Genomic DNA, 24,199 nt, shown 5'->3' with positions numbered 1-24,199 from the left:
GCAAGGTGTGTCTAGCTGGACAAGGCCGCAATGCTAGAAACACAATTTGAACAACATGAAGGCTATATTTTGAGTCGCCATTCTACCGATGTGAATGGGCGGCTCGAAATGAGTCTCTTTGTTAAAACCCAACAAGCCACAGTGCAGGTGATCCCACAGATCCAATGTTATGCACTGTTTACCGATGCGCCTTTAAAGTCTATTCCTAGCCATCACCCTTCCATTTCAATCATTGACGACAGTTATACGTCTCTTGATAACCAAAGAGTGAATTTGGTTACCTGTAATAGTCTGTTAGTGCATAGGCAGTTAGTTAAGCAGCTCAAACAATCTGGCTACCAAGTATTTGAAGAAGACATTAAGCCCCCGGATAGATATTTGATGGAACGAAATATACGGGGCAAAGTACGTTTTATTGGTCGCCCCGATGTGTCAGGTACAGTGTTTCGTGAGGCTAAGCTACTACCTGCAGAGTATCAGCCAGAGTGGAAGGTTTGGTCACTCGATATCGAGACCTCTGTGAGTACTAATCAGTTGCTCTCTATTGGGGTAGTTAGTAAAACGGAACAGTTTGTTTTATTAGTGAGCCAGCAATCGGTTTCCTACCCTAATGTTCAGGTCTACCAAGATGAAAAAAGTCTCCTGCTGGATTTTATTCGTTTAGTAAAACAGAGTGGTCCTGATATTTTTATAGGCTGGAACCTGATTGGCTTTGACCTTAGCTTTATTCATAAACGCTGTATGTATTATGGGATTAAGCCTTGCTTTGGTGTTAATGGCTTACCTTGGGATATTCGGGAAAGTGAAGTGCAAGGCCGTTACTTCATCACCATTCCAGGGCGGGTCGCATTAGATGGTATCAGCTTATTAAAAGTTGGCGGCTATCATTTCGAATCTTACAGCCTTAACTCTGTTAGCAAGGAAATTTTAAAAGACCAAAAGCTTTTGCAAGGAGGGGGGCGCTGGCAAGAAATAGAACGCATGCACAAAGAAGACTTACCCAGCTTTATTGCTTATAACCTGCAAGACTGTGATTTGGTGCTAAGAATTTTTGACAAACTAAACCTACTTGAGCTGCAACAAACTCGGGTTGATCTAACGGGTATTCCCCTTGAGCAAATGGGCGGCTCAGTGGCCGCATTTGAAAATTTGTATTTACCTAGGCTCCATCAACTAAAAAAGGTTGCACCTGCTTGGCGGGATGAAGCCTTTGTGCCCAGTCCAGGAGGCTTTGTTATGTCATCTAAGCCTGGTCTTTATAAACAGGTCTTAGTGTTTGATTTTAAAAGCCTGTACCCCAGTATTATCAGAACCTTTTGTGTTGATCCCTTTGCTCGTAAAGTCGCGCAACAACATGCAACCAAACAAAAAAAAGTGGTGCCCGGCTTTCTTGGGGCAGCTTTCGACAAAGACTCAGCTATTCTTCCACGAATGGTTACTGAGCTTGCTCAATCAAGGGAATTGGCAAAACAACAGGGTAAGGATATTTTAAGTTACGCCATAAAAATCATAATGAATTCGTTTTATGGGGTATTAGGGTCTAATGTTTGCCGTTTCTATCATGCGGAACTCGCCAGCTCCATTACCATGCGCGGTCATCAGATCTTAGCCACGACGAAGGAGTGGATGGAAGAAAAAGGGGCCAGGGTGATTTATGGCGATACCGATTCACTGTTTATTACTCTTGAAGGGGCAGACCATGACCCAAACTTAGCTGGACAAAAGTTGTGCGAAGAGTTGAATACACAATGGCAGAAATGGTGTCTTGAGTACGCCAACTTGGACTCCAAACTCGAACTCGAGTTTGAAACCATGTATGAGCGTTTTTATATGCCAACCATTCGCGGTAGTGAAGAGGGTAGTAAAAAACGCTATGCAGGCCTTACGAACGGGAAACTTATTTTTAAAGGCTTAGAAGCGGCTAGGAGCGATTGGACAGAGCTTGCTAGAGTCTTTCAGCGCGAGCTGTTTGAAAAAGTCTTTGCCGATGTGTCACCCATTGATTTTATTCAAACCAAGGTGCAACAGCTGTATCAAGGGAAGCTAGACCACCAGCTTATTTATTCAAAACAGCTCAGTCGGCCACTGAGTTATTACACAAAGACCCAACCACCACACGTGAGAGCAGCGCGAATCTTTGATGATATGCGAGCCAAACAAGGGATGCCTTTAGAGTATCAGCAGGGTCGTAAGCGAATTGAATATGTGTATACATATCTAGGCGTAGCTCCCTATCTGGGGCCGGAAGATCTCAAAGAAATCGACTATCAGCATTATATAGATAAGCAACTAGCTCCTATTGCTGACAGCATACTGGCTTTTTATGAAACCGACACAGCCAGTTTACTGTCAAAACAAATGACACTCCTTTAACACCCATTTAAACGAAACAGGCCTTGGCTATTGCGGCGAGTTTGTTCAATTAACTCATCAAGAGGCTGATTTCTAAGTTCTGCCACTTTTTCAGCGACCCAGGGCAAGTATTTAGGGTGGTTTTTCTTTGGCCGTGGACGTACGGTTCTAGGCAATAAATACGGTGCATCCGTTTCAAAATGTAACTTATCTATTGGAATATGAGGCACGGCTTGTTGCAGTTCTTCTCCACGGCGCTCATCACAAACCCAACCTGTGATGCCAATGTGAAGCCCTAATTGTAGGTAACGGTTAAGTTCGTCAGTATTACCAGTAAAGCAATGCAAGATTGATCTGCTTGCAACATCTTGATTTTCTTCTAAAATCTTTACGAACGTTGCATGTGCATCACGCTCATGCAAATAAAGGGGCAAACTAAACTCTCGTGCTAATTCAATTTGGGCTCTAAAGGCTAAAATTTGTTGTTCTGGTGTTGAGTAATTACGGTTAAAATCTAATCCCGTTTCACCAATTGCAACAGGCCTTTGCTGAGCAATTAGTTTGCGAATTTGCTCGCTAGAGTCCGAATTCCAAGTTTTAGCTTGGTGAGGGTGGCATCCTAGAGTGCACCAGATAGCAGAGTGTTCTAGACTCAGTGATTGAACTAAATCGCTTTCTTCTAGGTCAGAAGCAATACAAATTAAATCTGTTACTCCCGCACTAGAGCAGTCAAGTAACGTTTGCTCTAGGTCATTTAGAAAGTAAGGGTGATTAATATTAACGCCAATGTCTATCATAAAGGAAAATGGATCTTTTGGTTGTTCATATTGGACAGATATGGAATTTTTGATAAAAAAATACTGTAACAGTTTGTTTCTTACCATATTATATAAGAAAGACATAACGCACAAATTTGGAGTAGTGTATGGCGAGCATGTTAGACGCCGTTGACCAAAGAACAAAATTGGTTGGTGAAAACCGTTTAGAGCTTTTGATGTTCCGACTTAATGGAATGCAGTTATTTGCCATCAACGTGTTTAAAGTACAAGAAGTTGTACAGTTGCCACGGTTAAACTTAATGCCCCATCGTCACCCCTCTGTTGCTGGTGTTACTCATTTTAGAGGGAGAACCATACCTGTCGTAGACTTGTCTCAGTCTATTGGTATGAGACCCATTGATCGCAACGAGCCTTGCAATTTAATCGTCACTGAATATAACAACTCGGTTCAAGGTTTTATGGTTGGGGAAGTAGACCGTATTATCAATATGAACTGGAATGAAATATTACCGCCGCCAGAAGGTGCAGGACGCCAGCATTATTTAACCGCTATTACGCGAGTAAAAGAGCGTATGGTTGAAATTATTGATGTTGAGAAGGTGTTAGCAGAAATTTCTCCTTATGACAGTACCATTAGTGATGATGTTATTGATAATGACTTGTTGGCACTTGCGAAAGGTTTAGAAGTTTTAATTGTTGACGACTCCTCCGTCGGTTTGGCTCAGTGTCGTTCTACCTTGGATTACATGGGTATTACGGTTCACGAAGCTACAGACGGTAAACGCGCTCTAGAAAAGCTCAAAAGGTGGTCTGCTGAAGGTGAAGTTGTTCCTGAAAAGCTTCTAATGATGATCACGGATGCGGAAATGCCAGAAATGGATGGCTACAGGTTAACTCGTGAAATTCGGGAAGACCAAAGCATGAGAGATCTGCACATTGTGCTTCATACATCACTCAGTGGTAGCTTTAACAAAGCCATGGTTCAAAAAGTAGGTTGTGATGACTTCTTGTCTAAGTTTCAACCAGATAAACTGGCTACCATCATTCAAGATCGCATAAGAGCTGTAATGGAAAAAGAGTAACGCTTACTGCTTTTTATATGTATACAATCAACAGGCTTCTAGCCTGTTTTTTTTCACTTTATTCTTTCCTTGGAGAATGTGTTGCTGGATTTAACAGCCTATCTACTCGTACTTATCGCTGGGTTATTTGCTGGTATGGTCAGAGCCGTCGCGAATATTTGTGTGACCTTGCTGCTGGTTCCCAGTGGGTTGTTTTTATTGGGAGCGGTATATCCTGAGCAACATAATACTTGGTTGATTTGGATGGCGAGTGTCGTCATTGGGACCATGCCGATAAATCTGTACTTGTGGATGCGCTTTGGCCGTCACTCACAAGAGGGGCTTAATCTACTTGTTAAATTAGGCCCATGGTGTGCAATTGGCGGGGGAATTGGAGCGCAATTGTATACTATTGTGCCGCTAACTAGCTTAGTAATGCTTTTAGGTCTTTTTTTGTTGTTGCCTTCCATCTCGCAAATACTAGGGGCGGTTAACATTACTCGTGAGAAGAAAATGCCTACTGACTTTATTAAACCACTTGCTATGGCGATAGGTTGTTTGTCCTTGATGGGGGCAAATTCTGGGTACAGTTTAAGCCACTCTTATGGACGCCAACACTCTCTAGAAGACAAACCATTAACAGGCTTTGCCAGTGGTATTGCATTATTTGCTTCTATAGCGGCTTTGATAGGCTTTTTATTCCCTGCTATTTCACTTGAGCACCACAATGATATTGGGACATTAGGTCTTATTCATTGGCCGATTAGTCTTGCCTTGTCTGTTGGATTGCTGGTTGGGTACTCCATTATTCGTCTGCGCCCTAATCAACTTGAGCATAAAATCATCCAGTTTTCAGTGGCGATATTTTGTTTGTTGGCTGGTTTGAGGTTGGTTTTCAACCTTGGTTTTTAAACAGTCGTCACTATATAAAGATAATAGTTATTTTGACTTTAATTTAGGCGTAACTCCATGTCCAAACAGAAAATTGGTGTTTTACTGGTTAATTTAGGCACTCCTGACGAACCTAAACGCTCTAATGTGCGCAAGTTTCTAAATGAATTTTTATCAGATACAAGGGTGGTAGATCTGTCACCCTGGCTCTGGAAACCCATTTTAAATGGCGTGATCCTTAATTTTAGACCATCCAAGGTGGCCAAAGTGTATGAGCAGGTTTGGATGGAAGTGGGCTCGCCACTGCTGGTGTATTCAAAACGGCTGCAAGATAAACTCTCGGCTCACTTAGAAGAACAAAATCTGCAAATAGAGTTGGCCATGACCTATGGTAACCCCAGTGTTGAGTCTGCTTTTAAACGTTTTCAGGCTGCTGGAGTGGATCGAGTTTGTATTCTTCCTATGTACCCGCAATATTCTAGTACCACTACCGCCGCAGTCTATGACAAAGTCTCTAGAGTGCTGGCTAAGCAGGTGAATATCCCCGGTATAGTCTTTATAAAAAGCTACGCTGATCACCCCTTGTATATTCAAGCACTGGCGCAATCGATACAAAGCCAGTGGGCTAAACAAGGTGAAAAGCGCCATGTTGTGTTCTCTTATCATGGCATTCCAAAACGTTACGTCACTAAGGGTGACCCCTATGCACAACAGTGTGAGCAGACCAGTCAATTGGTTGCCCAGCACCTGGAACTAACAGACGATGAATGGACACATGTTTATCAATCACGTTTTGGTAGAGAAGAATGGTTGCAACCCTATGCCGACGCGACTTTAAAAGCCTTGCCAGGCATGGGCGTGAAAAAAATTAATGTGATCAGCCCTGCTTTTTCTGCGGATTGTATTGAGACTCTTGAAGAAATTGCCATAGAGCTGGCTGAGGAATTTAAAGGCGCTGGCGGCTTGGCATTTGATTATGTTGAAGCATTAAACGATCAAACTAATCACGTTAATTTATACCTGTCTTTAATTGAACAACACACGCTACATTGGAAATAATATGACGGTACATACCGAAGGCCTGACCACCATCGCATTTGATGCAGATGACACCTTATGGCGCAATGAAGATATCTTCGTAAGTGCTCAAGACGAGTTTGTGCGCTTATTATTGGGTTATCATGATGATCAGTTTATTCGCCAACATCTGGCTAAAGTTCAAATAAAGAACTTAAACGACTTTGGCTACGGCATTAAGGGATTTACGTTATCTATGATAGAAACCGCTATCGAGCTGACAGAAGGGCGGATTACAGGAAAAGAGATTCATCAGGTCATAGAGTTAGCACGACGCATGCTGGCCTCACCCATTGAGGTATTACCAGGAGTGGAGAAGGTCTTAGCGCAATTGCATGGCAAATATCGGTTAATGGTGATAACCAAAGGGGACTTACTCGACCAAGAAAGCAAAGTGGCAAAATCGGGCTTGGCGAAATATTTCGACTTAGTAGAAGTGGTAAGTGAAAAAAATCCTGTGACCTATCAGTCCTTGTTGAACAAGCATAAGATTGAGCTTGAAGAGTTTCTTATGATTGGTAACTCAATGAAGTCGGATGTGTTGCCTATTTATGACCTTGGTGGCCAAGCAATTCATATTCCATACCATTTAACATGGGATCATGAGGTTGTAGATGATGCTTTTTTAACTGATTATCCTAAAATTACGCGCCTTGAGTCGATAGAACAATTGGACTTATAAGAAGAGAAGTACTCATGAAAAAGTCATTAGCCTTTAGTATTGTCACTTTGTGTTTATCTTTGAATGCTTATGCTGAAAATGACAACTGGCTTGACAACCTTAAACAAGGTTCAGAAACATTGTGGCAAGGCACAAAAGAAATGGCGGGTGAAATATCAGAGCAAGTATCAAAGGATAGTGCTAAAGCCTATGAAAACGCAAAGCAGGCCGGTAAACAATTGTTTGAATCTGGGGCCAGTGCAACAGAGTCGTTAATGGATCGTACTCAGCAAGGCATTGGTGAATTGAAAGAGTGGGCCAACAAGGAAAAATGTCAGGAAAATAGCACATGGTGTTTCAAGCAAAATGAAGAGCAAGAGCCCTAACCATGAGTGATGACCGTACGAACGACAAAAAAGACTATTGGGTAGAGGAGTTTTTAGAGCAAGCTGACGCCCAAATCACCCAAGCTAAAGTGCGATATCGTTGCCCCAAATGCCAAGCTATGTTAGTTAAACGAGAAGGCAAAAAAGGGCATTTTTGGGGGTGTGAATCTTTTCCGACCTGTGACTATAGCGCTAGCGATGTAAATGGCAAACCCGTTAGAGAGAAGCGCTATCTATGCCCAGCTTGCCAAGCACCATTAAGACAGCGCCGTTCAGGTAACAGTGTATTTTGGGGCTGTTCTACCTACCCTGAATGTAAGGTTACAGTGGAAGACGATAAAGGTAAGCCTTCAAGTACCAAGAAATACCCTTGTCGTGCTTGCGGCCATTACCTTGTTAGAAAAAAAAGCCGCAACGGTTATTTTTGGGGCTGCATTACTTATCCAACCTGCACTCACACCTTAAACGACGATAATGGTCTACCGCAGCTGCGTAAGAAAACCTAACCCGTTAAGCTATTTAGTGCATCGGTTAAATTTTCAAACTCGAAACTATAACCTGCTTTTTTTAAATGTGCCGATTGCATGTTGGCACCTTCTGTCAGTAAGTTAGACATCTCCCCCAAAATGAGCGATAACAACCACTTAGGAGTCTTAAATAGACAAGGGCGATTGATTGATAAGGCATATGCCTTGGCAAACTGTTTTTGCCTAATACTTTGCGGCGAGCTCAGATTATAGGTGGCTGGTGGAAGTGTTTGATTCAAACTCATGAGTGTTAGCTTGATCACGTCTTCAATATGAATCCAACTAAACCACTGTTGCCCACTGCCTATGGCACCGCCAAGGCAAAGCTGATAAGCCGGGCGCATTTTTTCTAATGCACCACCTTTGCCAAGTACGACAGCTAATCGGAATACCCAGGTGCTGTTGGCTTTAAATTGACAGGCTGCGGTTTCTGTGTCTTCACAAAGCTGATGACAAAAATCGTTAATCGCTGGGGTACTCTCATCAATAAAGTCATCATTACGAATACCATAGTATCCCATAGCAGAAAAGCAAATAACTTGATCGGGCGGTGTCGTTAAACGGGCTTGAATGGCCCTTAATAAACCGCCGCGACTTTCCATTAAGGCATGTTTTCGCTTGCTTGACCAAGGCTTTGCGGCAATGTTTTCACCGGCGAGGTGGATCAGTGCGTCAAACTTTTCGTTCGGCATTTCATCAAGTGTGATTTGAATGACTTTGGAGGGTAGCCTTGTACTTGGTTCTCTCACAAGCGCATAAATCTGATAGTGATTAAAATCCAATTTCTTTAAAAGGTTTTGTCCAATAAAACCAGTCAAACCTGTAATGAGTAATTTCATCATGATATCGTTACTTTTAGTCGATCATGGGGTGATACTGTAGCCTAAGTACAAATATTAGTCATTATGTGTGCCAATCTGGAAAACCGATTCTAAAAACATCTCGTATAAGTACTTTGAGGCTAGAGTTTTCACTAATTAGGCTTCTTTTTATGTGGAAGGCTCGTTAGAATAAATGATTGATTTTTTTAGGGGAAAACATGCAGAGTAATCAGTTTGATCATGTGGTTTTACTTGCCCACGGTAGCCCGGACCCATTATGGAAAGCACCGTTTGAATCTCTTTTTGAAAGGGTGAGTCAGCGCTATGGCAACGCTAACATAAGTCTGGCCTACATGGAGCTTACTGAACCCACCTTAGAAGAAGCGATTAAAGCACTACCTGAGAGTGATTCAAATGTGGCAGTATTGCCTTTGTTCTTGGCCGTAGGGCGACACTTACGAAAAGATGTTCCTGCCCAAATAGCTGCCCTACAGCATGATGGCCTTACCATTGAGTTACTTGCTCCTATTGGGGACAACCCGAATGTTCAAACTGCAATGCAAACAGCGATTGGTGAATGCTTAAAGGATATAATATGAAGGCCATTGCCTCAGAACTTGTAGGGGGGTGCAGGCATGTTATTTAAACATCTACCTGACGAAATATTTCAAGCCTTAAGTGGAACAAACAAAACGCTCATAGAGCCTGTGTTATTTGATCTGTCTGAAATTTTTTATGATCATGCTGAAGACCCTATAAAGGACAAGTCCACCATTATTGAGTCCATTGAGGACACGCTTCATAAACTAGACACCTTGGCTTGGCATGATGAACACAAAGAATCGTTCGAGTCACCTAAGTCCATTCATGATTATGCTTTGCGTATTTATCATAGATTAGTAAAAACTGGCTGGCTCATTGAAGAACAAGAGCTGTACCGTGTTAGTGTGCTAATGAGTCCGCAAATTTCCATGTTATTGAGAGCATTAGTGGAAATTAGCCGACATGGCAAACGAAACTATGGTGCCACGGTGCTCAGTATTTTAAGTAACTTAGAATCCGTGGCAAACAACCCTAAAGAGCGGGGCGTAACCTTAAGCCAATCTGCTGAAGCCGCGCGTGAATTCTCGGCTCACTTGAACCAGATTTTACTGGGTATCAGAAGCTTACAAAAAGAACTTTTTGCAAGCCGCGATCCAAAATCCATTGTGGCTGGCTTTTTTGACCTTTTTGTAGAAGGCATCTTAATTGCTGATTACAAAACCATTAAGACCAGTAATAACCCTTTTCGCTTCCGCCGCCAAATCTTAGAGTTAGCGCAAAGCTTTATTAACGACCATGAGTTGCAAGGCGATATTGCTCAGTGTTATATGGATCAGCAGCTCATTTCTATGGCCAAAGCTCAGGCCATGATAGAGAAAGATTGCCAAGATATTATTCAAACGTTTAATAGCATAGAACAGCGTTTAGAGCGGATTGATGAATATCGCTACCGATTGGAAAAACGTGCTGCCGATACAGCCCGTTACATGGACAGTTCCCGTCCCGGAATGGCAAATAAAATCTCTGGCATTATCAGTGATGTCGCCAAATACGAGCGTCTGCCAACATTAAAACAAGTTGTTGGCTCAAAGTTAGTGGGTATGGAATCAGCTGCACAGCCTAGCAAACGCAGGGAACCGCCCCCGCCGAGAGTTATGACCCCCGCTGAAATTTCTGTTGATGCCATCAAATTGCGTGAACAGCAAAGACGTTTCCATGATGCCAGACAAGTGACTGTGGTTAAGTTACAAGGTTATATGGACCGTCAGCTTGGCAGTCATAATAAAAAACATATTTTAGATTTCGCGATCAACAGCGTTGAAGACTTTGTTTGTTTTGATCACTTAAGATACATAGGTTCTTTAGGGGTTAACGCGAAAAAAATTGAAAATGAATTTGTTGTTGAATTTACGGACCGCTACCTAGATGTGAATGGTTTTGTGGAGTGTCGTGAGTTTAATGTCGTTCGCAGGAGCGCTAAATAATGCTAAAAGAATTAAAGAAAGCAGTCGAAGAGTCTGGCAAAGAAGCGCACGACTTTCAGCAAACCGCTAACTACCTAGTGGCTAATCAATTCGCCAGTGCTTATAAGCACGGTCAGCGTAAACATTACCTATTAATTGAATCCTACCAAGATTATTTTGCTTCTTTGTTTGATGCATTAGGCATGAAACTTTACGTCAATGAAAATGAGCGTTTAGTGGGTATCTTACCAGTGCAAAGAGAAGCCTTTGTTCGTCTAAAGACTGACGAGACCTTGTTCTTGTTAGTACTAAGACAAATTTATGAAGAGAAAATCGAAAATTTTGAAGTAGATAATGGCTTTGTCGCTACCAATACTCACACCATACTCGATCGTTATGTGCAGTTGGTAAAACGTGAGATTCCATCTGAAACACGCTTCAAAGATATCTTGGCATTATTGAGTCGTCATGGGATTTTGATCCGCGGCAAAGCATACGATGAAGACAGCAAAAACGTGATGATTAATATCACCCCAGTTGTTCGATTGGTGGTTACAGAAGCTTATTTAAGGCAACTTGAAGCCTTTAACGGTACTGATCCAGAAGAAGATGATGCGACCGAGGATGATACCGCAACAGCTAGTGAAGAAGAGATTCAGGATTAAGGCCTTAGCATGAAAAAGTTAAATCGTATTGTATTGGTAAACTGGTATCTTTTGGGTGCAGAAGAAATTCATATCCGTGGTAATACGGCCATCATAGGGCCCACTGGCTCTGGTAAATCTTCATTACTTGATGCGGTGCAAACTGTGTTGACAGGTGCCAGTAAACGTCATCTAAATTACAACGCCAGTGCCAATGACGGTAAAGCCAGTGGCCGCAGTATCCGCTCCTATATATTGGGTATGATTGACTCTGGGCAGGCCAACGCTAAAGTCTTTGGTACTGAGCCTCGTCAAGATGCGGTCTGCTATCTGGGGTTGGTGTTTGAAGACAGCATAACCGGTAAAGAATCTACCGTTGGTTTGTGTTTAAGCGCGTCTCTAGCATCGCCAGAAGAAGATATTTTGGGCCGTTTTGTATTGCCTGACTATGGTGTAGTGAAAAACGATTTTATCGACGCCCTAGAAGGTAAAAGTTATCAAGCCAAACCGTGGTTAGAAGTACGTGAAAGCCTTAAACGCTTATGTTTAAACCCTTACATTAAATCTGGCAGTGCTTCGGCTACTCAGTACATTAACCGTTACCTAGAAGAGTTAAGCCCAAGCTCTGAGCAGCTGATTACCCTGGATGGCTTCCTTAAAAACTTCAAAAACGCATTGAAGTTTGTGCCAATTGCCTCGCCAACTCGTTTTGTTCAAGACTTTGTTCTAGCGGAAGCGCCACTTCAGGTGGGTGCTTATCAAAAGTCTCTAAACGAATACCGCCAGCTTGAAGCAAAAACGCAAGAAGTGGCAAAGCGTATAGATGACTTGAAGCTTATTCAGCAGGACTGTGAAAAGAAACATCAACAAGAACAAACCGCCATTAATTATCAATGGATTGCTACAGAAGCTCGTTTTGACGAGCTTGGTTCTAAGCAAGATGACATTCAAGATCAATACGAGCTTCACAAAGAACGTGAAGAAGAAATTGATGAAGAGTTAACCACCCAAGCCAGTCTACTCAAACAGCTTCAAGGCCAGCTTTTACGCTTAGAGCAACAATATGAGCATTCAGATGTGGGGCTTAAATTGCAACAACTTGAGCAGAATAAAAAACTGTTGCTGTTGCAAGGCCAGCAAGATCAAAAAGGGGTCAAGCAGGTTCGCCAGTTAATCAGCTTGATGGCTACCTTAAGCGGCTATCAAGAAGTTTTATCTGATCGAGTTAATAAGCTGGTGGAAGAGTTTGCTGACTTTGCCGGTATTATCTCAGAAGAAGGAGAGATAGTTGGCAGCATTAAGCCTCTAACAGCAAAATTGAGCGAGCTCAACGATATTTTGGATGAGGAAAAGTCTACGGTATTCCGTCAGCGCTCTGAACTTAACCGCAATATCTTGAATCTGAAAGATGAATGCAAACAGTTAGAGCAAGACGTCTCCTCCCTGAAAGGCGGAGTTAGCCCGCTATCTCAAAACACGAAGCGCTTAGTAAGTTTGCTCAAACAAGCAGACATTGACGCGACTCCTTTATGCCAACTAGCTGAAGTGACGGATAGAAAATGGCAAGATGCCATTGAAGGTTACCTTGGCGCACAGCGCGAAGCATTAATTGTAGAGCCGGAAGATGCCGAAGAAGCCATTCGAATTTTTAGGGCTCACCGTCGCCAATTAATGGGGTGTCGTGTGGTGGATACCACTCAAACGCGTCTTTGGCTAAACCGTGGTGATCACCGTTCAGCGCTGAAGTTCATACGCTGTTCTAATGACCATGCCCAAGCTTATTTGAACCGTCGCCTTGGTGGCATTAAGCCGGTGGAAACTGAACGTGAATTATTAAGAGAAGACAGCGCCATGACGGCCGACGGAATGTTGAAGCTGTCTGGCACCATTTCTACGATTCGTTTCTCTCCACATATGATGGTGGGCATCAATACAGAAGGTATGCGCCAATCAAGGGAAACCAAGTTAAGCAAATTGACTGATGAGTTAATGGCGCACCTAAAATCAGACCAGCGCCTTGAGCAAGCTGACAATTTATTGGCTAAAGTCATGGCCAATAACCAATTTGATGCCCAAATGCTCACCAATGCAGGCCACACATTAACTCGGCTGAACCAAGAGCTTGAACATGTAGAGTCAGAAATTGCTCAGTTGCAACAACACGATGATACTGAGTTGCAAGAACGTATAGATAGCCTAAAAGAGCGCATCGGTACTGTTGAGCTGGAACAAAAGAAACTGGACCGAGAAAGACAGCAAATAGCCGAACAATTTGGCTCTTTGAACACCCAAAAGAATCAGTTGAGTGCTGCTCTGTCCGCCTTAGATGAAGAGCGAAATAAGCTTACCTCTAACCCTAAATACGATGCTGAGTATGCAAGTGAACGGTATGCCTTATTAGAAGCCAGCATGGTTAATGGCGCTGCAATTTATAAAGAAGCCATTAGTCGCTCGGATAAAGCAAATGATAAAGCGCGAAGTTTTGATCAAAAGGTTCGTAAAGAAGTTGCTGACCACTATGCCAAATATCATCAAGCAAGCTTGGATGATGATGTTCAATTAGATTATCTGGAGTCTAAGTTCGAGGAATTTGAACACTATGTGTCTTATCAGATTGACGTATTAGGAGACACCGAACTCGCTAAATACGCCAAACGTGCTGAAATTGCTCGTAAAGAGGCGGAAGAGACGTTCCGTTCTGACTATGTGTCGAAGTTGAAAGACTCACTGGACCAGGTGGCTCATATCATTCGCGAGCTAAACCATAGCTTGAAACGTAGACCCTTTAACCAAGAAATCTATCAGTTTAAATATTACCCTAACGGTGATATGAAAGATATTTTAGAGCTGGTTGAAAAGTTTAGCGCTCAAGATCAAGCCAATGTTGGTGGATTGTTTGATCCAGAATTGTCTGGTGATGAAGATCATCTGCGTGCGATCAATGCCATACAGGAATTGATTAGCGATGATGAAAAACAACAAGACTTGGCGGATTATCGTAAATTCTATAACTTTGAAGTAGACATATTAGATACTCAAGGTAATAAGAAAACGACCCTAAGCCAGCGTATTCAAACCGGTTCGGGTGGTGAGCACCAGATTCCATTCTATTTGGCAATTGCTGCTGCACTTTCAACCACCTACCGTCTTCATGAAACAATGGATGGCGATATCGTTGGTGGTTTCTCATTGGCCATGTTTGATGAAGCATTTAACAAGATAGATATGGTTAAAACATCCACTTGTATGGGCTTTATGAAAGATATAGGGCTTCAGGTCATAGCGGCTGCACCAGATGACAAACGTGCTGTGATGGCGGCAAATATGGATACTATTATCAGTGTTTGGCGTGAAGGTGGTGCGGTGTCGATAGATGTTGCATACCCTAAAGAGAAAGGCCAAAGCTTATTAAGTGGTCGCCAAGACGACACCGCTAAAAGCACTTAAGTAGAGATTTAAATGATTATACAAAACAAAATTGAAGCTTCTTTACAAGCGAACTTTCAAGTACAGCATATGATTCTCACAAACGAGAGTCATATGCATAACGTACCTCCAGGCAGTGAGTCACATTTTAAGTTAGTGTTAGTTACGGATGAATTCGATGCTCTTCGAAAAGTTCAGCGTCACCAAAAGGTGTATGGCGCATTAAAAGAGGAAATGACTTTAATACATGCACTTGCAATGCATTTATACACAGTGGCAGAATGGCAAGACAATCAGTTTATGGCGCCGAATTCGCCAAAATGCCATGGAGGGGAGTAGGTCAGCCTACGATAGCTTATGAGTGTTTCAGTTTCAGTTAATAATGATTGTGTTGAATTAATGGTGTTAGGAAGTTTTGACTTCTCATTGTTCAATGATTTTCGAACGGCTTATAGCCAATACATTCCTGAACATAAATACTATTTAGTAGATATGAGCGAAGTAGAGTATTTAGACAGTGCTGCCTTAGGTATGTTACTTAGTATGAAAAAGGCGGTTGGTGAAGATTGTCATATTGAGCTACGGGGTCCGAACAGTTTCATTAAGGATATTTTAATGATCTCTCGATTCGACAAACTCTTTACCATCTCTTAAGTAAGGACTACGAATGAAGTTATTGTGTGTCGACAGCGAACCGGTATATCGAGAAATTGTCGCTATGTGCGCGCGAAATGCTAACTTAGATGTTCATACAGTCTCTAACTATCAAGATGCTATTGAAAGTTTTTTAGGTTGGCAGCCAGACATTGTTTGCTTAGACTTCCTAATTCAAGGAGGCAGCGGTTTAGATTTAGTTAAGGCGCTTAAGTCATTAGCTGGGGACTTATATGTCCCTATGATGTTCCTAACTTCCCATGCTTCTGATTCGGTTATGAATGCCTGTTTCCAGGCTGGAGCAGATGATTTTATTTCCAAGCCTTTTAATGAAGTACTGTTCAATATTCGTTTAAAAACACATATTCAGCACGTCAACCTCATTCAAGAAATGTATCAGAAGAATAAAATTCTGACTTTTTATCAAACCCGTAATGAGCGTGAGTTAGATATGGCTCATCAAGTGTTGGATCACATTTTAAACAGCAATGAAGAGCAAGACGATAATATCGCCATCACACGCATTTCAGCTGCTAGTTTTAACGGTGATTTAGCGCTTACCAAAACCCGAGCTGATGGTGGACGTTTAATCTTCATTGGTGATTTTACGGGGCACGGTTTATCCGCTTCCATTGGCGCATTACCTGTTGCGCAAACGTTTTTCGATGCAGTGAATGAACATATTGAAGTGCGCGGTATCGCTAGCAAGCTTAACCGTACCCTAGCCAGCGTCCTTCCAGATTACATGTTTTGCGCTGCTTTCCTTATACATGTTGACGCTTCTAACCAAGTGCATTATTGGGGGGGGGGGATGCCTAATGCGTACATTCTTCGATCCTCAGGGGAATTAGAAGCCTTGTCATCACAACATATGCCTTTAGGGGTGTTAAGTGATGACGAATTTGATTCTGAGTTAGGTGTTGCCACTTTAGAGTCTGGTGACACATTAACCATTTTATCTGATGGGGTCGTGGAGTTACTCAACAAACATGAAGTCATGCTAGGTAGCGAACAAACCGAAAAACTACTGCAGCAATCTTTTGGTGATGGCTTACTTAGTGAGGGGCAGGAAAAGCTTGAGTCTGCATTATTAGCTTACTCGAAGGATACCGAGCGCAAGGATGACATTACTGTATTCTCAATGCGCGCTTCCTAGTGCACATTGAGGAATAGATTGAATTTGGCTTTATTTACGTTTTGCGCCTTTCTTTTTGTTGTTTTTGTGTTTGTTCGTAGGTCGTTTATTAGCCGGCTTTTTCTCGGGTTCAGTCCTCAAGACCAAAAATAGATCAGTCACCACTTCTGGAATTTGGTTGATGCAGGATTGAGTAAGTTTTTCACTGTCACGTATCTGAACGACTTCTTCGTCATCGAATAAATCAGAAGCCACCATAATAGGGAGCAGTAATTCTGCGACAACTTCTTCTTTATCGCTTTCAAACCAAGCTGTTTCTGTTAAGAAAACGCCTTCCATGAAACCACTGGCCCACTCTTGTAACTCAGATAGCTCTTCACCATCCCCCATTTCAAGTTCACAAGGGATCACAAACTCATCTTCTGACTCTAGCTCTTTTTGAATGTCTACAAACAGGCGAGAAATTAACTGGGTGATTTTTAACTGTTCTTTTTCAGAGGTAAAATTAGGTGTCTCTTCAAAAATAACTGGCAGCCATTTCTGTTGGTCAAGAGAGAAAGGGCAAATGGCGAGTGCGGTTAAAAAACCGTGGGCCATCACAAAGTTTTGACACTCTTCATGCACCTGATCAGAGTCTAAGAAAGTTTCCAAAGTATCAAGTTCAAGATCATCAAGTGGTTGGTGTGCCATGTGTTGCATATCCTTAATTAATTTTTGTCATTATTCTATCCAAAAAACCGCTAAAAATCGATGCACTATGGACTGGGTTAAGGGATAATTCTCATATGAATGATTTGCAGTATTGTCTCGATAAACTAGGGTATGAGCAGTTTAGGCCGTTTCAGCAAGAAGCTCTAGATGCCCTAATGGCAAAACAAGATGTACTTTTGATTGCTCCAACTGGCGGGGGCAAATCTTTGGTGTATCAAGCCATAGGGTTAATGAGTGCAGGAGTAACAATCGTTGTCAGCCCTCTTATTGCCCTCATGGAACAGCAAGTTGCCAAGTTGAATAAACGGAGCATTGCTGCTGCCTTTATCCATGGTAACTTAAACCCTGGCGAGCAAGCTGACTTAATTCAATCAATACGTAATCAGCATATCAAACTTTTATACCTATCCCCTGAGAAACTGATTCAGGCTTCGACCATTGGGGTATTAGAGAGCATCGATGTTTCCTTGTTTGCCATTGATGAAGCTCATTGTATTGTGCAGTGGGGAGGTCACTTTCGGCCCGAATACCAGCAGTTGGGCAAGTTAAAAGAGCGCTTTCCTAAGGTGCCGGTTATCGCCTTGACAGGCACTGTTGGTAAACAAGCGATTACCAGCATTAAGGAATCTTTGTCGATTGAAAGCAGTGTGACGATCAGTGATGGCTTTAATAGAGAAAACATTAGGTTAAAAGTCGCGCAAAAACACAAAGCCAAACAACAGTTATTGCACTTTTTACATTATGACGTTCCAGGTCAAAGTGGCATTGTTTATTGTCGCTCTCGGGCAAAAACAGAACAAATGGCTGTCTGGTTGGAAGAACTAGGGTTCCACTCTTGTTGCTATCATGCTGGCATGACAGAAAGTGAGCGCGCTCAATCTCATCGTGAGTTTGAAACGCAGACGGGCCGAATCATGTTCGCTACCACTGCTTATGGAATGGGTTTGGATATAAAACATGTTCACTTTGTGGTTCATCTAGATTTACCAAGCAGTCCTGAGTCCTATTGGCAAGAAGTTGGGCGAGCAGGTCGTGGCAAGACAAAAGCTCAAAGCCTGCTTCTCTATGGCCTGCAAGACGTATTAAAACTCATTCAGTTTCATCAGCGCCAGAGTTACAAATCCCATACTGAAACCAAAGCACTGTATGAATTTTTGCAAATTATTGAAAGTAGAGGTTGCCGCAAGAAAAACCTTTTGGAGCACTTCAATGAAAGTATTGCTGAATGCGGGGAATGTGACCGCTGTTTAACGAAAAGCTCAGAATATAATGCAACTGTTGCTTCACAAAAGTTGCTTTCCTTGATTTACTACACCAAAGGTTTAGCGCCCATCTCCGCACTTATTCAGGTTCTTCTTGGTAAAGACACAAAAGCCGTAAAAGCAATTCAGGGCCAGAAACTCAGTTTATTTAATAAAGGAAGAGAGCTTACACAGGTCCAATGGAAATCGATAGCAAGGTACCTCATCGCCTTTCAATACCTTGAGGTCCAAATGGAACCTAAGACCATTTTCTTCTTAAACGATAAATCTCGTCTTTTACTACAAGGTAAAGACCAAGTGCTACTTTCGCAGGATGGTTTTTACCCTTATTTAGAAGAGTCACAAATTGATAATGATGCGCTTATATGGCACCAACTAATGGGGTGGAAGCAAGATAACCCAGAGTTAGTTATGAGCGATAAACAGTTAAAAAATATATTTCAGCATAAGCCCAATAGCATTGCCTCTTTAAGTCGCTTAACGGGTTTGGCTCAGTCAGCCATTGCTCCATTCTGGACACAGTTGGAATCCATCATAGTTAGGGCGGTGACAAATAATGAATCGCGCTGAACCATTACAGATTCCTTTAGAAGAAGTTACTAGGCTGATTGAAACAAAGGTGGCCAGTTGTTTTGATCAAGCCGATGATTTTTTCAAAGGGCGTTTTCGTCGTCCTACAGTTAGTTTAAAACAAAGAGGGCGGGCTGCTGGCACGGCTTATCTGCATACAAACCAAGTGCGTTTCAATCTTTTTATGTTTCAGCAAAGTCCAGAAAAATTTTTGGCGGAAGTGGTTCCCCATGAAGTCGCTCATATTATTGTTTATCAAATATATGGCTCAGGAGTTTCCCCTCACGGTCAAGAATGGCGCGCGGTAATGAAGAAGGTGTTTGATTTAACGCCAGCTAGAACTCATGATTTCGATGTGCCGCCACCTAAGCAAAGCTTCACCTATCAGTGTGGCTGCCAAACTCATCTATTCACAAAAAGGCGTCATAATTACGCCCTTCAGGGACGTCAGTACATCTGTAAAAAGTGCAAACAGCCCCTGGTTCAACTTACCGAGAGTCAGAACAGAAGCGCTTAAACCTAACACGGTTAGCTATATCAAATGAAATAGTAAGAAAGCTAGGAGCAAGATTCGAATTTACAGCTTCTTTAATGGCTCGGCCTGCATTTTTAATGCGATGTGCTCCTGCTTATAGTAAAATAGTCGCATTTAATTTAACTCGCGTAAGAAATTTAATGGATCTTTCAACACAACCTAAAGCCAAACTTGAGCTTAACAAGTTACAGAAACGCCTTCGTCGTTTAACAGGGCAAGCTATCTCCGAATTCAATATGATAGAGGATGGCGATAAAGTCATGGTATGTTTATCTGGCGGTAAAGATTCATATACCATGCTAGATATTTTACGAAACCTTCAAGCAAGTGCGCCGATTGACTTCACTATTGTGGCGGTTAATCTAGATCAAAAACAACCAGGCTTCCCTGAGCATGTACTGCCTGAGTACCTCGAAAGTATTGGTGTTGATTACCATATTTTAGAACGTGACACTTATAGCATTGTTAAAGAGGTAGTACCTGAAGGTAAAACCACTTGTGGTTTATGCTCTCGCTTAAGACGTGGCTCGCTATATGGTTTTGCTGAAGAAATTGGGGCAACTAAAATCGCCTTAGGCCATCATAGAGACGACATACTCGAGACCTTCTTTTTGAATATGTTTTTTGGTGGCAAACTAAAATCCATGCCTCCCAAGCTACTAAGTGATGATGGTAAGCACGTTGTTATCCGCCCTTTGGCTTTCTGTAAAGAATCCGATATAGAAGCTTTCGCAATCGCAAAGGGCTACCCAATCATTCCATGCAACCTATGTGGCTCTCAAGAAAACTTACAACGCCAGGTTGCAAAAGATATGTTACAGCAATGGGAAAAAGACTATCCGGGTCGTACGGATACCATGTTCACAGCCTTGAAAAATGTTGTACCATCTCACTTAGCTGATACAGAATTGTTCGATTTTAAAAGCCTTACTCAGTCTGACGAGGCTTTTAACAAATTAAATATTATTTCATTATAGGATGAAGGAAATGGCAAATTTATATAAAGCCCTTGTTTTGGGTGTTGGTGTTTTAGGAGCGTCTTTTACCTATGCGTCTAATGCCAGCATTAATATGACAAACGATCGTATCAATGGTAATGCCAATATTAATTTAGGAAGCTTTACTGCTAGCGCTGGCGGTACCTATGATGAAGATGCTGATGCAAGTACCTTTTATGTTGGTTTAGGCGTTGAAGACTCAGAAGGGGGCAGTGGTCCTTTACAAGCAGGTATCGGCACACGCTTTTATGTTATTGATACAAATACGGAAGATGATGACAACGATCTTGCTTTAGCTCTTGGTTTAGGTGGTTGGTATCGTTATACGCTACCTCAAGCAAACCGTTTGAGCATATATGGCTCAGCGTATTACTCCCCTGAAATTTTGTCTATCACCAATCTACATCACACTTACACTTATGAGTTGCGCGGTGAGTACATGACGATGCGTAATGCACGTGCTTTTATTCGCTACGGTAAAACAGTTATTGTCTTTGATGATGGTGGTCATAAAGAACTGAATACAGGGCTTTCTGTTGGTGCTAGTGTCGATTTTTAATTCCTAAATGAGACATAAAAAAAGGTGGCTAATTTAGCCACCTTTTTTTATACAAAGGGATGTATTTATTCGCCTTCATACGCGCATAAGCTAAACACAGGAATATTAGCTGCACGTAGTTTTTCACTACCATCAAGGTCGGGTAAATCAATGATTGCAGCCACTTCTTTAATGTTTGCACCTTGGCCAGTTAACAAGCTTATCGCTGCAAATAATGTACCACCAGTCGCAATGAGGTCATCAAATAGTAAAATATTTGCACCTTCGCTAACGGCGCCTTCTTGAATTTCTAATTCTGCTTCACCGTATTCTAATTGGTAAGATTCAGAAATTGTTTTACCTGGTAACTTACCTTTTTTGCGAATCAGAATAAGAGGTTTTTGCAGCTCATAGGCTAATACTGCTGCAACTAGAAAACCACGGGCGTCGATGCATGCAATATGGGTAATATCCGCGTCTATGTATCTGTGTATATAGGCATCAACCACCATTCTCATGCCTTTTGGATCACTAAAGATTGGGGTTATATCTCTAAAGCTGATACCATCTTTTGGCCAGTCTTCAACGGTTTTGATTAATGACTTAATATAGAAATCATCGTAGATCATAGTGTAATAGTGCCTTTAATAAGTGTCATTTTTACGGCATTTTAGCACATTCGTCTGTGATACCCACGAGTTTTTGGATTTTTGCCAATTCAATAATGGCAATCTCTTTACCTTCGACCTTAATTAAGCCTTGTTTGTGAAAACGAGTGATAACGCGGCTGACGGTTTCAACCGCTAAACCAAGGTAGTTGCCTATTTCATTTCGAGACATAGATAAGCGAAAAGAAGTGGCAGAATAGCCTCTTTGTTCAAAACGATTAGATAGGTTCAGTAAAAAAGAAGCAACTTTTTCTTCTGCATTTTTTTTACCTAAAAGGACCATCATTAATTGGTCATCACAAATCTTACGACTCATGAGTTTAAATATTTGGCGTTTTAATGAAGGTATACTGGAAGATAAGCTTTCTAAACGATCAAATGGAATCTCGCACACCGCAGTGCTTTCTAGCGCCTTAGCAGAAACAGGATAAATATCCTTATCAATGCCACTCAGGCCAACTAGCTCACTGGGACAGTAAAATCCTGTTATTTGCTCTTCACCCGCATCGGTCAGTTTAAAGGTTTTGATCGTGCCTGTGCGAACGGCGTAAATAGACTCAAAGGATTCACCTTGTTGAAAGAGTATTTCGCCTTTTTTTAGCGATTTTTTACGTTCTATAATCTCTTCAAGCAGGCTAATGTCTTCTCCAGCAAGAGCAATAGGGAGGCATAAAGAGCTCAAACTGCAATTTTGACATTGAGAATGAAGGTGATTGTGAGGCTTTGACGAACCTGCAAATGACATTGCATTTCTCCGTTAAACTTGTGCGGATTAAATGGCTAAATCGATAGCCTATTATTAGCGATACTAATGATAAGCTAGTGTACAATATTACACCTAGACAGGGCTATCAATATGCTTAAAGACTTTTGCTTTTATGTATTTTGTCTTACAAAACAATAATTTACTAAAATCCGTTATCTCTCTAGAAATTTTGCTCAATACCGCAAAAACTGGCTTTAAGTCTTAAGAAAAGACTTGAACAGTCATGTTAGAATAGATTTTTTTAATCTTTACTTGGTATCTCTCGCTCATGGCAAATCTAGTTAAACTCTCACATGGTGCAGGCGTTGGCCACCTTAGCGAAAGCTTGCGGCTGTTAACAACCGCCTTACGAGATCACTCTTTTGAGGTTGTGCCTTATACTTTTGATTACATGAAAGAGCAGGAGCTGACCGGTAAAAAGCGTCCTCCTAATAAATTCGACAGCTTGGTTGAAGAGTGGCAAAGCAATCTAATCAAGGAAGATGACGAGAACTACATTCTAGCAGGCAAGTCTATGGGGGGAAGGGTGGCGACACAGCTTACCCATCTCTCTAGTGTGAAAGGTGTTATTTGCTTCGGTTTTCCATTTTACCCAGCTGGCAAACAGGAAAAGCACCGATTATCATTTCTTGAAAACATGGAATGCCCTTGTTTAATAATTCAGGGAACCAGAGACACAATGGGGAACTTCGATTGGGTAAATTCTCAAAGCCTTCCTAAAAATGTAGAAGTGGTATGGGTTGATGGGGCTGACCACGATTTCAAGCGCCTTAAAAAGCACAATAAAAGCATAGAAGAAACCATGTCTGAACTGGCAATTACTGTTCACGAATGGGTCAAGAAAACCTTTAAATAAGTTGAGTAAAATGAATCATAACGAAATTTTAGATGCAAAAGGGCTTTACTGCCCTGAACCTGTGATGATGTTGCATGTGAAGATACGGGAATTGGCTCCTGGAGAAGTGCTCAAGGTTCTGGCAACTGACCCCTCTACCACGAGAGATATCGCCAAGTTTTGTAACTTTTTAGGGCATTCATTGGTTCAGCAAGAAGAAGCGGATGGGGTTTACTGTTATTGGATTCAAAAAAAAGAGGCTTGATCAGCCTCTTTTCTAGATTGAACTCAATTAAGCGACCTTTTGTCTGTCTCGTGTGATATAGCCTTCATTCACCTTTTTATAAACGGCAGCAAAACTTGATGAGCCAACATTAATGTCGATTTTTAATCTTCTCGCAATGTCGTTAGATGAGATTAAGCCGCAAATTTGTTTGCTATCTTCATCAATGATAAGCAGATGTTGAAATTGATTATTTTTTTGACTAAAAAGTAATGATTCAATATCGGATTTACGCAAAGAGGTGTAAGAGAGCGCCAGTAGATCCTCTTTATTGCGCATTAAGTCAGCAACTAAAATGTCTGCTCTTGCAACACCTTGCGCTACTTTCTTCACAAAAGCCTCATCGCTTAAATCTTTCAGACTGATGATGCCTTCAAAGCGATTATTGGCATCCACCACTACCTTCATTCGAACGTGCTCTTTTCGCATTAAACGAACTAATTCTTCTGCACGGGTATTGGACTCAATGAGCCTAGGAGCAACGGTTTTAAAATCGGTAAAGACCGATAAAGCAGAGCTGTATAAATCAGTATTTTCAACAAGTACAGGAAAAGTCAGTTCATTAGTATTTTTAGTAGAAACATAAGTTAGCGTTTTCATAAGAAAATCCTTT

26 protein-coding genes are annotated in these 24,199 nt (G+C 41.7%); 20 read left to right on the top strand and 6 right to left on the bottom strand.

The genetic code is table 11. From position 1 onward, the window contains the following. Window positions 1–30 precede the first annotated feature (30 nt). Window positions 31–2,373, top strand: coding sequence for a DNA polymerase II (locus ACYVGZ_RS01120; protein WP_460749984.1), 2,343 nt, complete (start codon window positions 31–33; stop codon window positions 2,371–2,373). Here the strand turns inward: ACYVGZ_RS01120 and ACYVGZ_RS01115 are convergent. Beyond that, window positions 2,370–3,149 (bottom strand): TatD family hydrolase, encoded by a 780-nt coding sequence (locus ACYVGZ_RS01115; protein ID WP_460749982.1) that lies wholly within the window; start codon window positions 3,147–3,149, stop codon window positions 2,370–2,372. The genes ACYVGZ_RS01120 and ACYVGZ_RS01115 overlap by 4 nt on opposite strands. Before the next feature lie 128 nt (window positions 3,150–3,277). Here ACYVGZ_RS01115 and ACYVGZ_RS01110 point away from each other — a divergent pair, with 128 nt between their 5' ends. From ACYVGZ_RS01110 to ACYVGZ_RS01085, 6 genes are all read left to right on the top strand, one after another. Further along, window positions 3,278–4,213 carry a chemotaxis protein gene (locus ACYVGZ_RS01110; protein ID WP_460749979.1) on the top strand — a complete coding sequence of 312 codons (936 nt, stop codon included), beginning with the start codon at window positions 3,278–3,280 and terminating at the stop codon, window positions 4,211–4,213. Between the two features lie 81 nt (window positions 4,214–4,294). Beyond that, a complete protein-coding gene (locus tag ACYVGZ_RS01105; RefSeq protein ID WP_460749977.1) occupies window positions 4,295–5,104 on the top strand; it encodes a TSUP family transporter in 810 nt (269 codons plus the stop codon). A 57-nt stretch (window positions 5,105–5,161) separates the two neighbouring features. Then, window positions 5,162–6,142: a ferrochelatase gene (hemH, locus tag ACYVGZ_RS01100; RefSeq protein ID WP_460749974.1), complete on the top strand. Its 981-nt coding sequence runs from the start codon at window positions 5,162–5,164 to the stop codon at window positions 6,140–6,142. A gap of 1 nt (window position 6,143) precedes the next feature. Continuing rightward, window positions 6,144–6,842, top strand: coding sequence for an HAD family hydrolase (locus ACYVGZ_RS01095; RefSeq protein WP_460749972.1), 699 nt, complete (start codon window positions 6,144–6,146; stop codon window positions 6,840–6,842). Between the two features lie 14 nt (window positions 6,843–6,856). Continuing rightward, window positions 6,857–7,207 (top strand): hypothetical protein, encoded by a 351-nt coding sequence (locus ACYVGZ_RS01090; RefSeq protein WP_460749969.1) that lies wholly within the window; start codon window positions 6,857–6,859, stop codon window positions 7,205–7,207. A gap of 2 nt (window positions 7,208–7,209) precedes the next feature. Beyond that, window positions 7,210–7,713, top strand: a complete 504-nt coding sequence (locus ACYVGZ_RS01085; RefSeq protein WP_460749966.1) for a DNA topoisomerase family protein — start codon at window positions 7,210–7,212, stop codon at window positions 7,711–7,713. Here the strand turns inward: ACYVGZ_RS01085 and ACYVGZ_RS01080 are convergent. Further along, a complete protein-coding gene (locus ACYVGZ_RS01080) occupies window positions 7,710–8,576 on the bottom strand; it encodes a TIGR01777 family oxidoreductase (protein WP_460749964.1) in 867 nt (288 codons plus the stop codon). The two genes, ACYVGZ_RS01085 and ACYVGZ_RS01080, sit on opposite strands and share 4 nt — an antisense overlap. A 197-nt stretch (window positions 8,577–8,773) precedes the next feature. Between ACYVGZ_RS01080 and ACYVGZ_RS01075 the strand changes: the two genes are divergently transcribed. The 7 genes from ACYVGZ_RS01075 to ACYVGZ_RS01045 are packed head-to-tail and all read left to right on the top strand — an operon-like array spanning window position 8,774 to window position 16,441. Continuing rightward, entirely contained in the window at window positions 8,774–9,154 is a 381-nt protein-coding gene (locus ACYVGZ_RS01075; protein ID WP_460749961.1) for a sirohydrochlorin chelatase, read from the top strand. 36 nt (window positions 9,155–9,190) lie between these two features. After that, window positions 9,191–10,582 (top strand): Wadjet anti-phage system protein JetA family protein, encoded by a 1,392-nt coding sequence (locus ACYVGZ_RS01070; RefSeq protein ID WP_460749958.1) that lies wholly within the window; start codon window positions 9,191–9,193, stop codon window positions 10,580–10,582. Beyond that, complete coding sequence (locus ACYVGZ_RS01065; protein ID WP_460749956.1) at window positions 10,582–11,226, top strand: DUF4194 domain-containing protein; 645 nt, start codon at window positions 10,582–10,584, stop codon at window positions 11,224–11,226. Before ACYVGZ_RS01070 ends, ACYVGZ_RS01065 begins: the two co-directional genes overlap by 1 nt. 9 nt (window positions 11,227–11,235) lie before the next feature. Next, window positions 11,236–14,652, top strand: a complete 3,417-nt coding sequence (locus tag ACYVGZ_RS01060) for an SbcC/MukB-like Walker B domain-containing protein (protein ID WP_460749953.1) — start codon at window positions 11,236–11,238, stop codon at window positions 14,650–14,652. 12 nt (window positions 14,653–14,664) lie between these two features. Continuing rightward, complete coding sequence (locus ACYVGZ_RS01055; protein ID WP_460749951.1) at window positions 14,665–14,970, top strand: BolA family protein; 306 nt, start codon at window positions 14,665–14,667, stop codon at window positions 14,968–14,970. Between the two features lie 18 nt (window positions 14,971–14,988). Then, the gene (locus tag ACYVGZ_RS01050) at window positions 14,989–15,285 is read left to right on the top strand and encodes an STAS domain-containing protein (RefSeq protein WP_460749948.1); all 297 of its coding nucleotides are present in this window, start codon (window positions 14,989–14,991) and stop codon (window positions 15,283–15,285) included. A gap of 13 nt (window positions 15,286–15,298) precedes the next feature. Next, the gene (locus ACYVGZ_RS01045) at window positions 15,299–16,441 is read left to right on the top strand and encodes a SpoIIE family protein phosphatase (protein ID WP_460749946.1); all 1,143 of its coding nucleotides are present in this window, start codon (window positions 15,299–15,301) and stop codon (window positions 16,439–16,441) included. Between the two features lie 30 nt (window positions 16,442–16,471). Here the strand turns inward: ACYVGZ_RS01045 and ACYVGZ_RS01040 are convergent, their stop codons facing one another. Then, a complete protein-coding gene (locus tag ACYVGZ_RS01040) occupies window positions 16,472–17,110 on the bottom strand; it encodes a UPF0149 family protein (protein WP_460749943.1) in 639 nt (212 codons plus the stop codon). Window positions 17,111–17,205: 95 nt separating this feature from the next. Between ACYVGZ_RS01040 and ACYVGZ_RS01035 the strand changes: the two genes are divergently transcribed. From ACYVGZ_RS01035 to ACYVGZ_RS01020, 4 genes are all read left to right on the top strand, one after another. After that, window positions 17,206–18,963, top strand: coding sequence for a RecQ family ATP-dependent DNA helicase (locus ACYVGZ_RS01035; protein WP_460749940.1), 1,758 nt, complete (start codon window positions 17,206–17,208; stop codon window positions 18,961–18,963). Beyond that, window positions 18,950–19,480: a SprT family zinc-dependent metalloprotease gene (locus ACYVGZ_RS01030; RefSeq protein WP_460749938.1), complete on the top strand. Its 531-nt coding sequence runs from the start codon at window positions 18,950–18,952 to the stop codon at window positions 19,478–19,480. Before ACYVGZ_RS01035 ends, ACYVGZ_RS01030 begins: the two co-directional genes overlap by 14 nt. 158 nt (window positions 19,481–19,638) lie before the next feature. Continuing rightward, window positions 19,639–20,475 (top strand): tRNA 2-thiocytidine(32) synthetase TtcA, encoded by an 837-nt coding sequence (gene ttcA, locus ACYVGZ_RS01025; protein ID WP_460749935.1) that lies wholly within the window; start codon window positions 19,639–19,641, stop codon window positions 20,473–20,475. Between the two features lie 10 nt (window positions 20,476–20,485). Continuing rightward, the gene (locus tag ACYVGZ_RS01020; RefSeq protein WP_460749932.1) at window positions 20,486–21,055 is read left to right on the top strand and encodes a YfaZ family outer membrane protein; all 570 of its coding nucleotides are present in this window, start codon (window positions 20,486–20,488) and stop codon (window positions 21,053–21,055) included. A 65-nt stretch (window positions 21,056–21,120) separates the two neighbouring features. On the opposite strand, the gene ACYVGZ_RS01015 is transcribed toward ACYVGZ_RS01020, so the two are convergent. Beyond that, window positions 21,121–21,663, bottom strand: a complete 543-nt coding sequence (locus ACYVGZ_RS01015; RefSeq protein ID WP_460749930.1) for an adenine phosphoribosyltransferase — start codon at window positions 21,661–21,663, stop codon at window positions 21,121–21,123. A 31-nt stretch (window positions 21,664–21,694) separates the two neighbouring features. Continuing rightward, complete coding sequence (fnr, locus tag ACYVGZ_RS01010; RefSeq protein ID WP_460749927.1) at window positions 21,695–22,447, bottom strand: fumarate/nitrate reduction transcriptional regulator Fnr; 753 nt, start codon at window positions 22,445–22,447, stop codon at window positions 21,695–21,697. A 289-nt stretch (window positions 22,448–22,736) separates the two neighbouring features. On the opposite strand from fnr, the gene ACYVGZ_RS01005 reads away from it, so the two are divergent. Together ACYVGZ_RS01005 and tusA are read left to right on the top strand one after the other, a co-directional pair. Continuing rightward, window positions 22,737–23,324 (top strand): alpha/beta family hydrolase, encoded by a 588-nt coding sequence (locus ACYVGZ_RS01005; protein ID WP_460749925.1) that lies wholly within the window; start codon window positions 22,737–22,739, stop codon window positions 23,322–23,324. Between the two features lie 10 nt (window positions 23,325–23,334). Then, window positions 23,335–23,568, top strand: a complete 234-nt coding sequence (gene tusA / locus ACYVGZ_RS01000; RefSeq protein ID WP_460749923.1) for a sulfurtransferase TusA — start codon at window positions 23,335–23,337, stop codon at window positions 23,566–23,568. A 27-nt stretch (window positions 23,569–23,595) separates the two neighbouring features. Here the strand turns inward: tusA and ACYVGZ_RS00995 are convergent, their stop codons facing one another. Further along, on the bottom strand, window positions 23,596–24,186 hold the full coding sequence (locus tag ACYVGZ_RS00995) for a CBS domain-containing protein (protein ID WP_460749921.1): 591 nt from the start codon (window positions 24,184–24,186) through the stop codon (window positions 23,596–23,598). Window positions 24,187–24,199: the final 13 nt, after the last annotated feature.

The organism is Marinomonas epiphytica (assembly GCF_054780655.1).
Note: the sequence above shows the minus strand (reverse complement) of the source record. Positions and strands in the feature narration are given on the sequence as shown.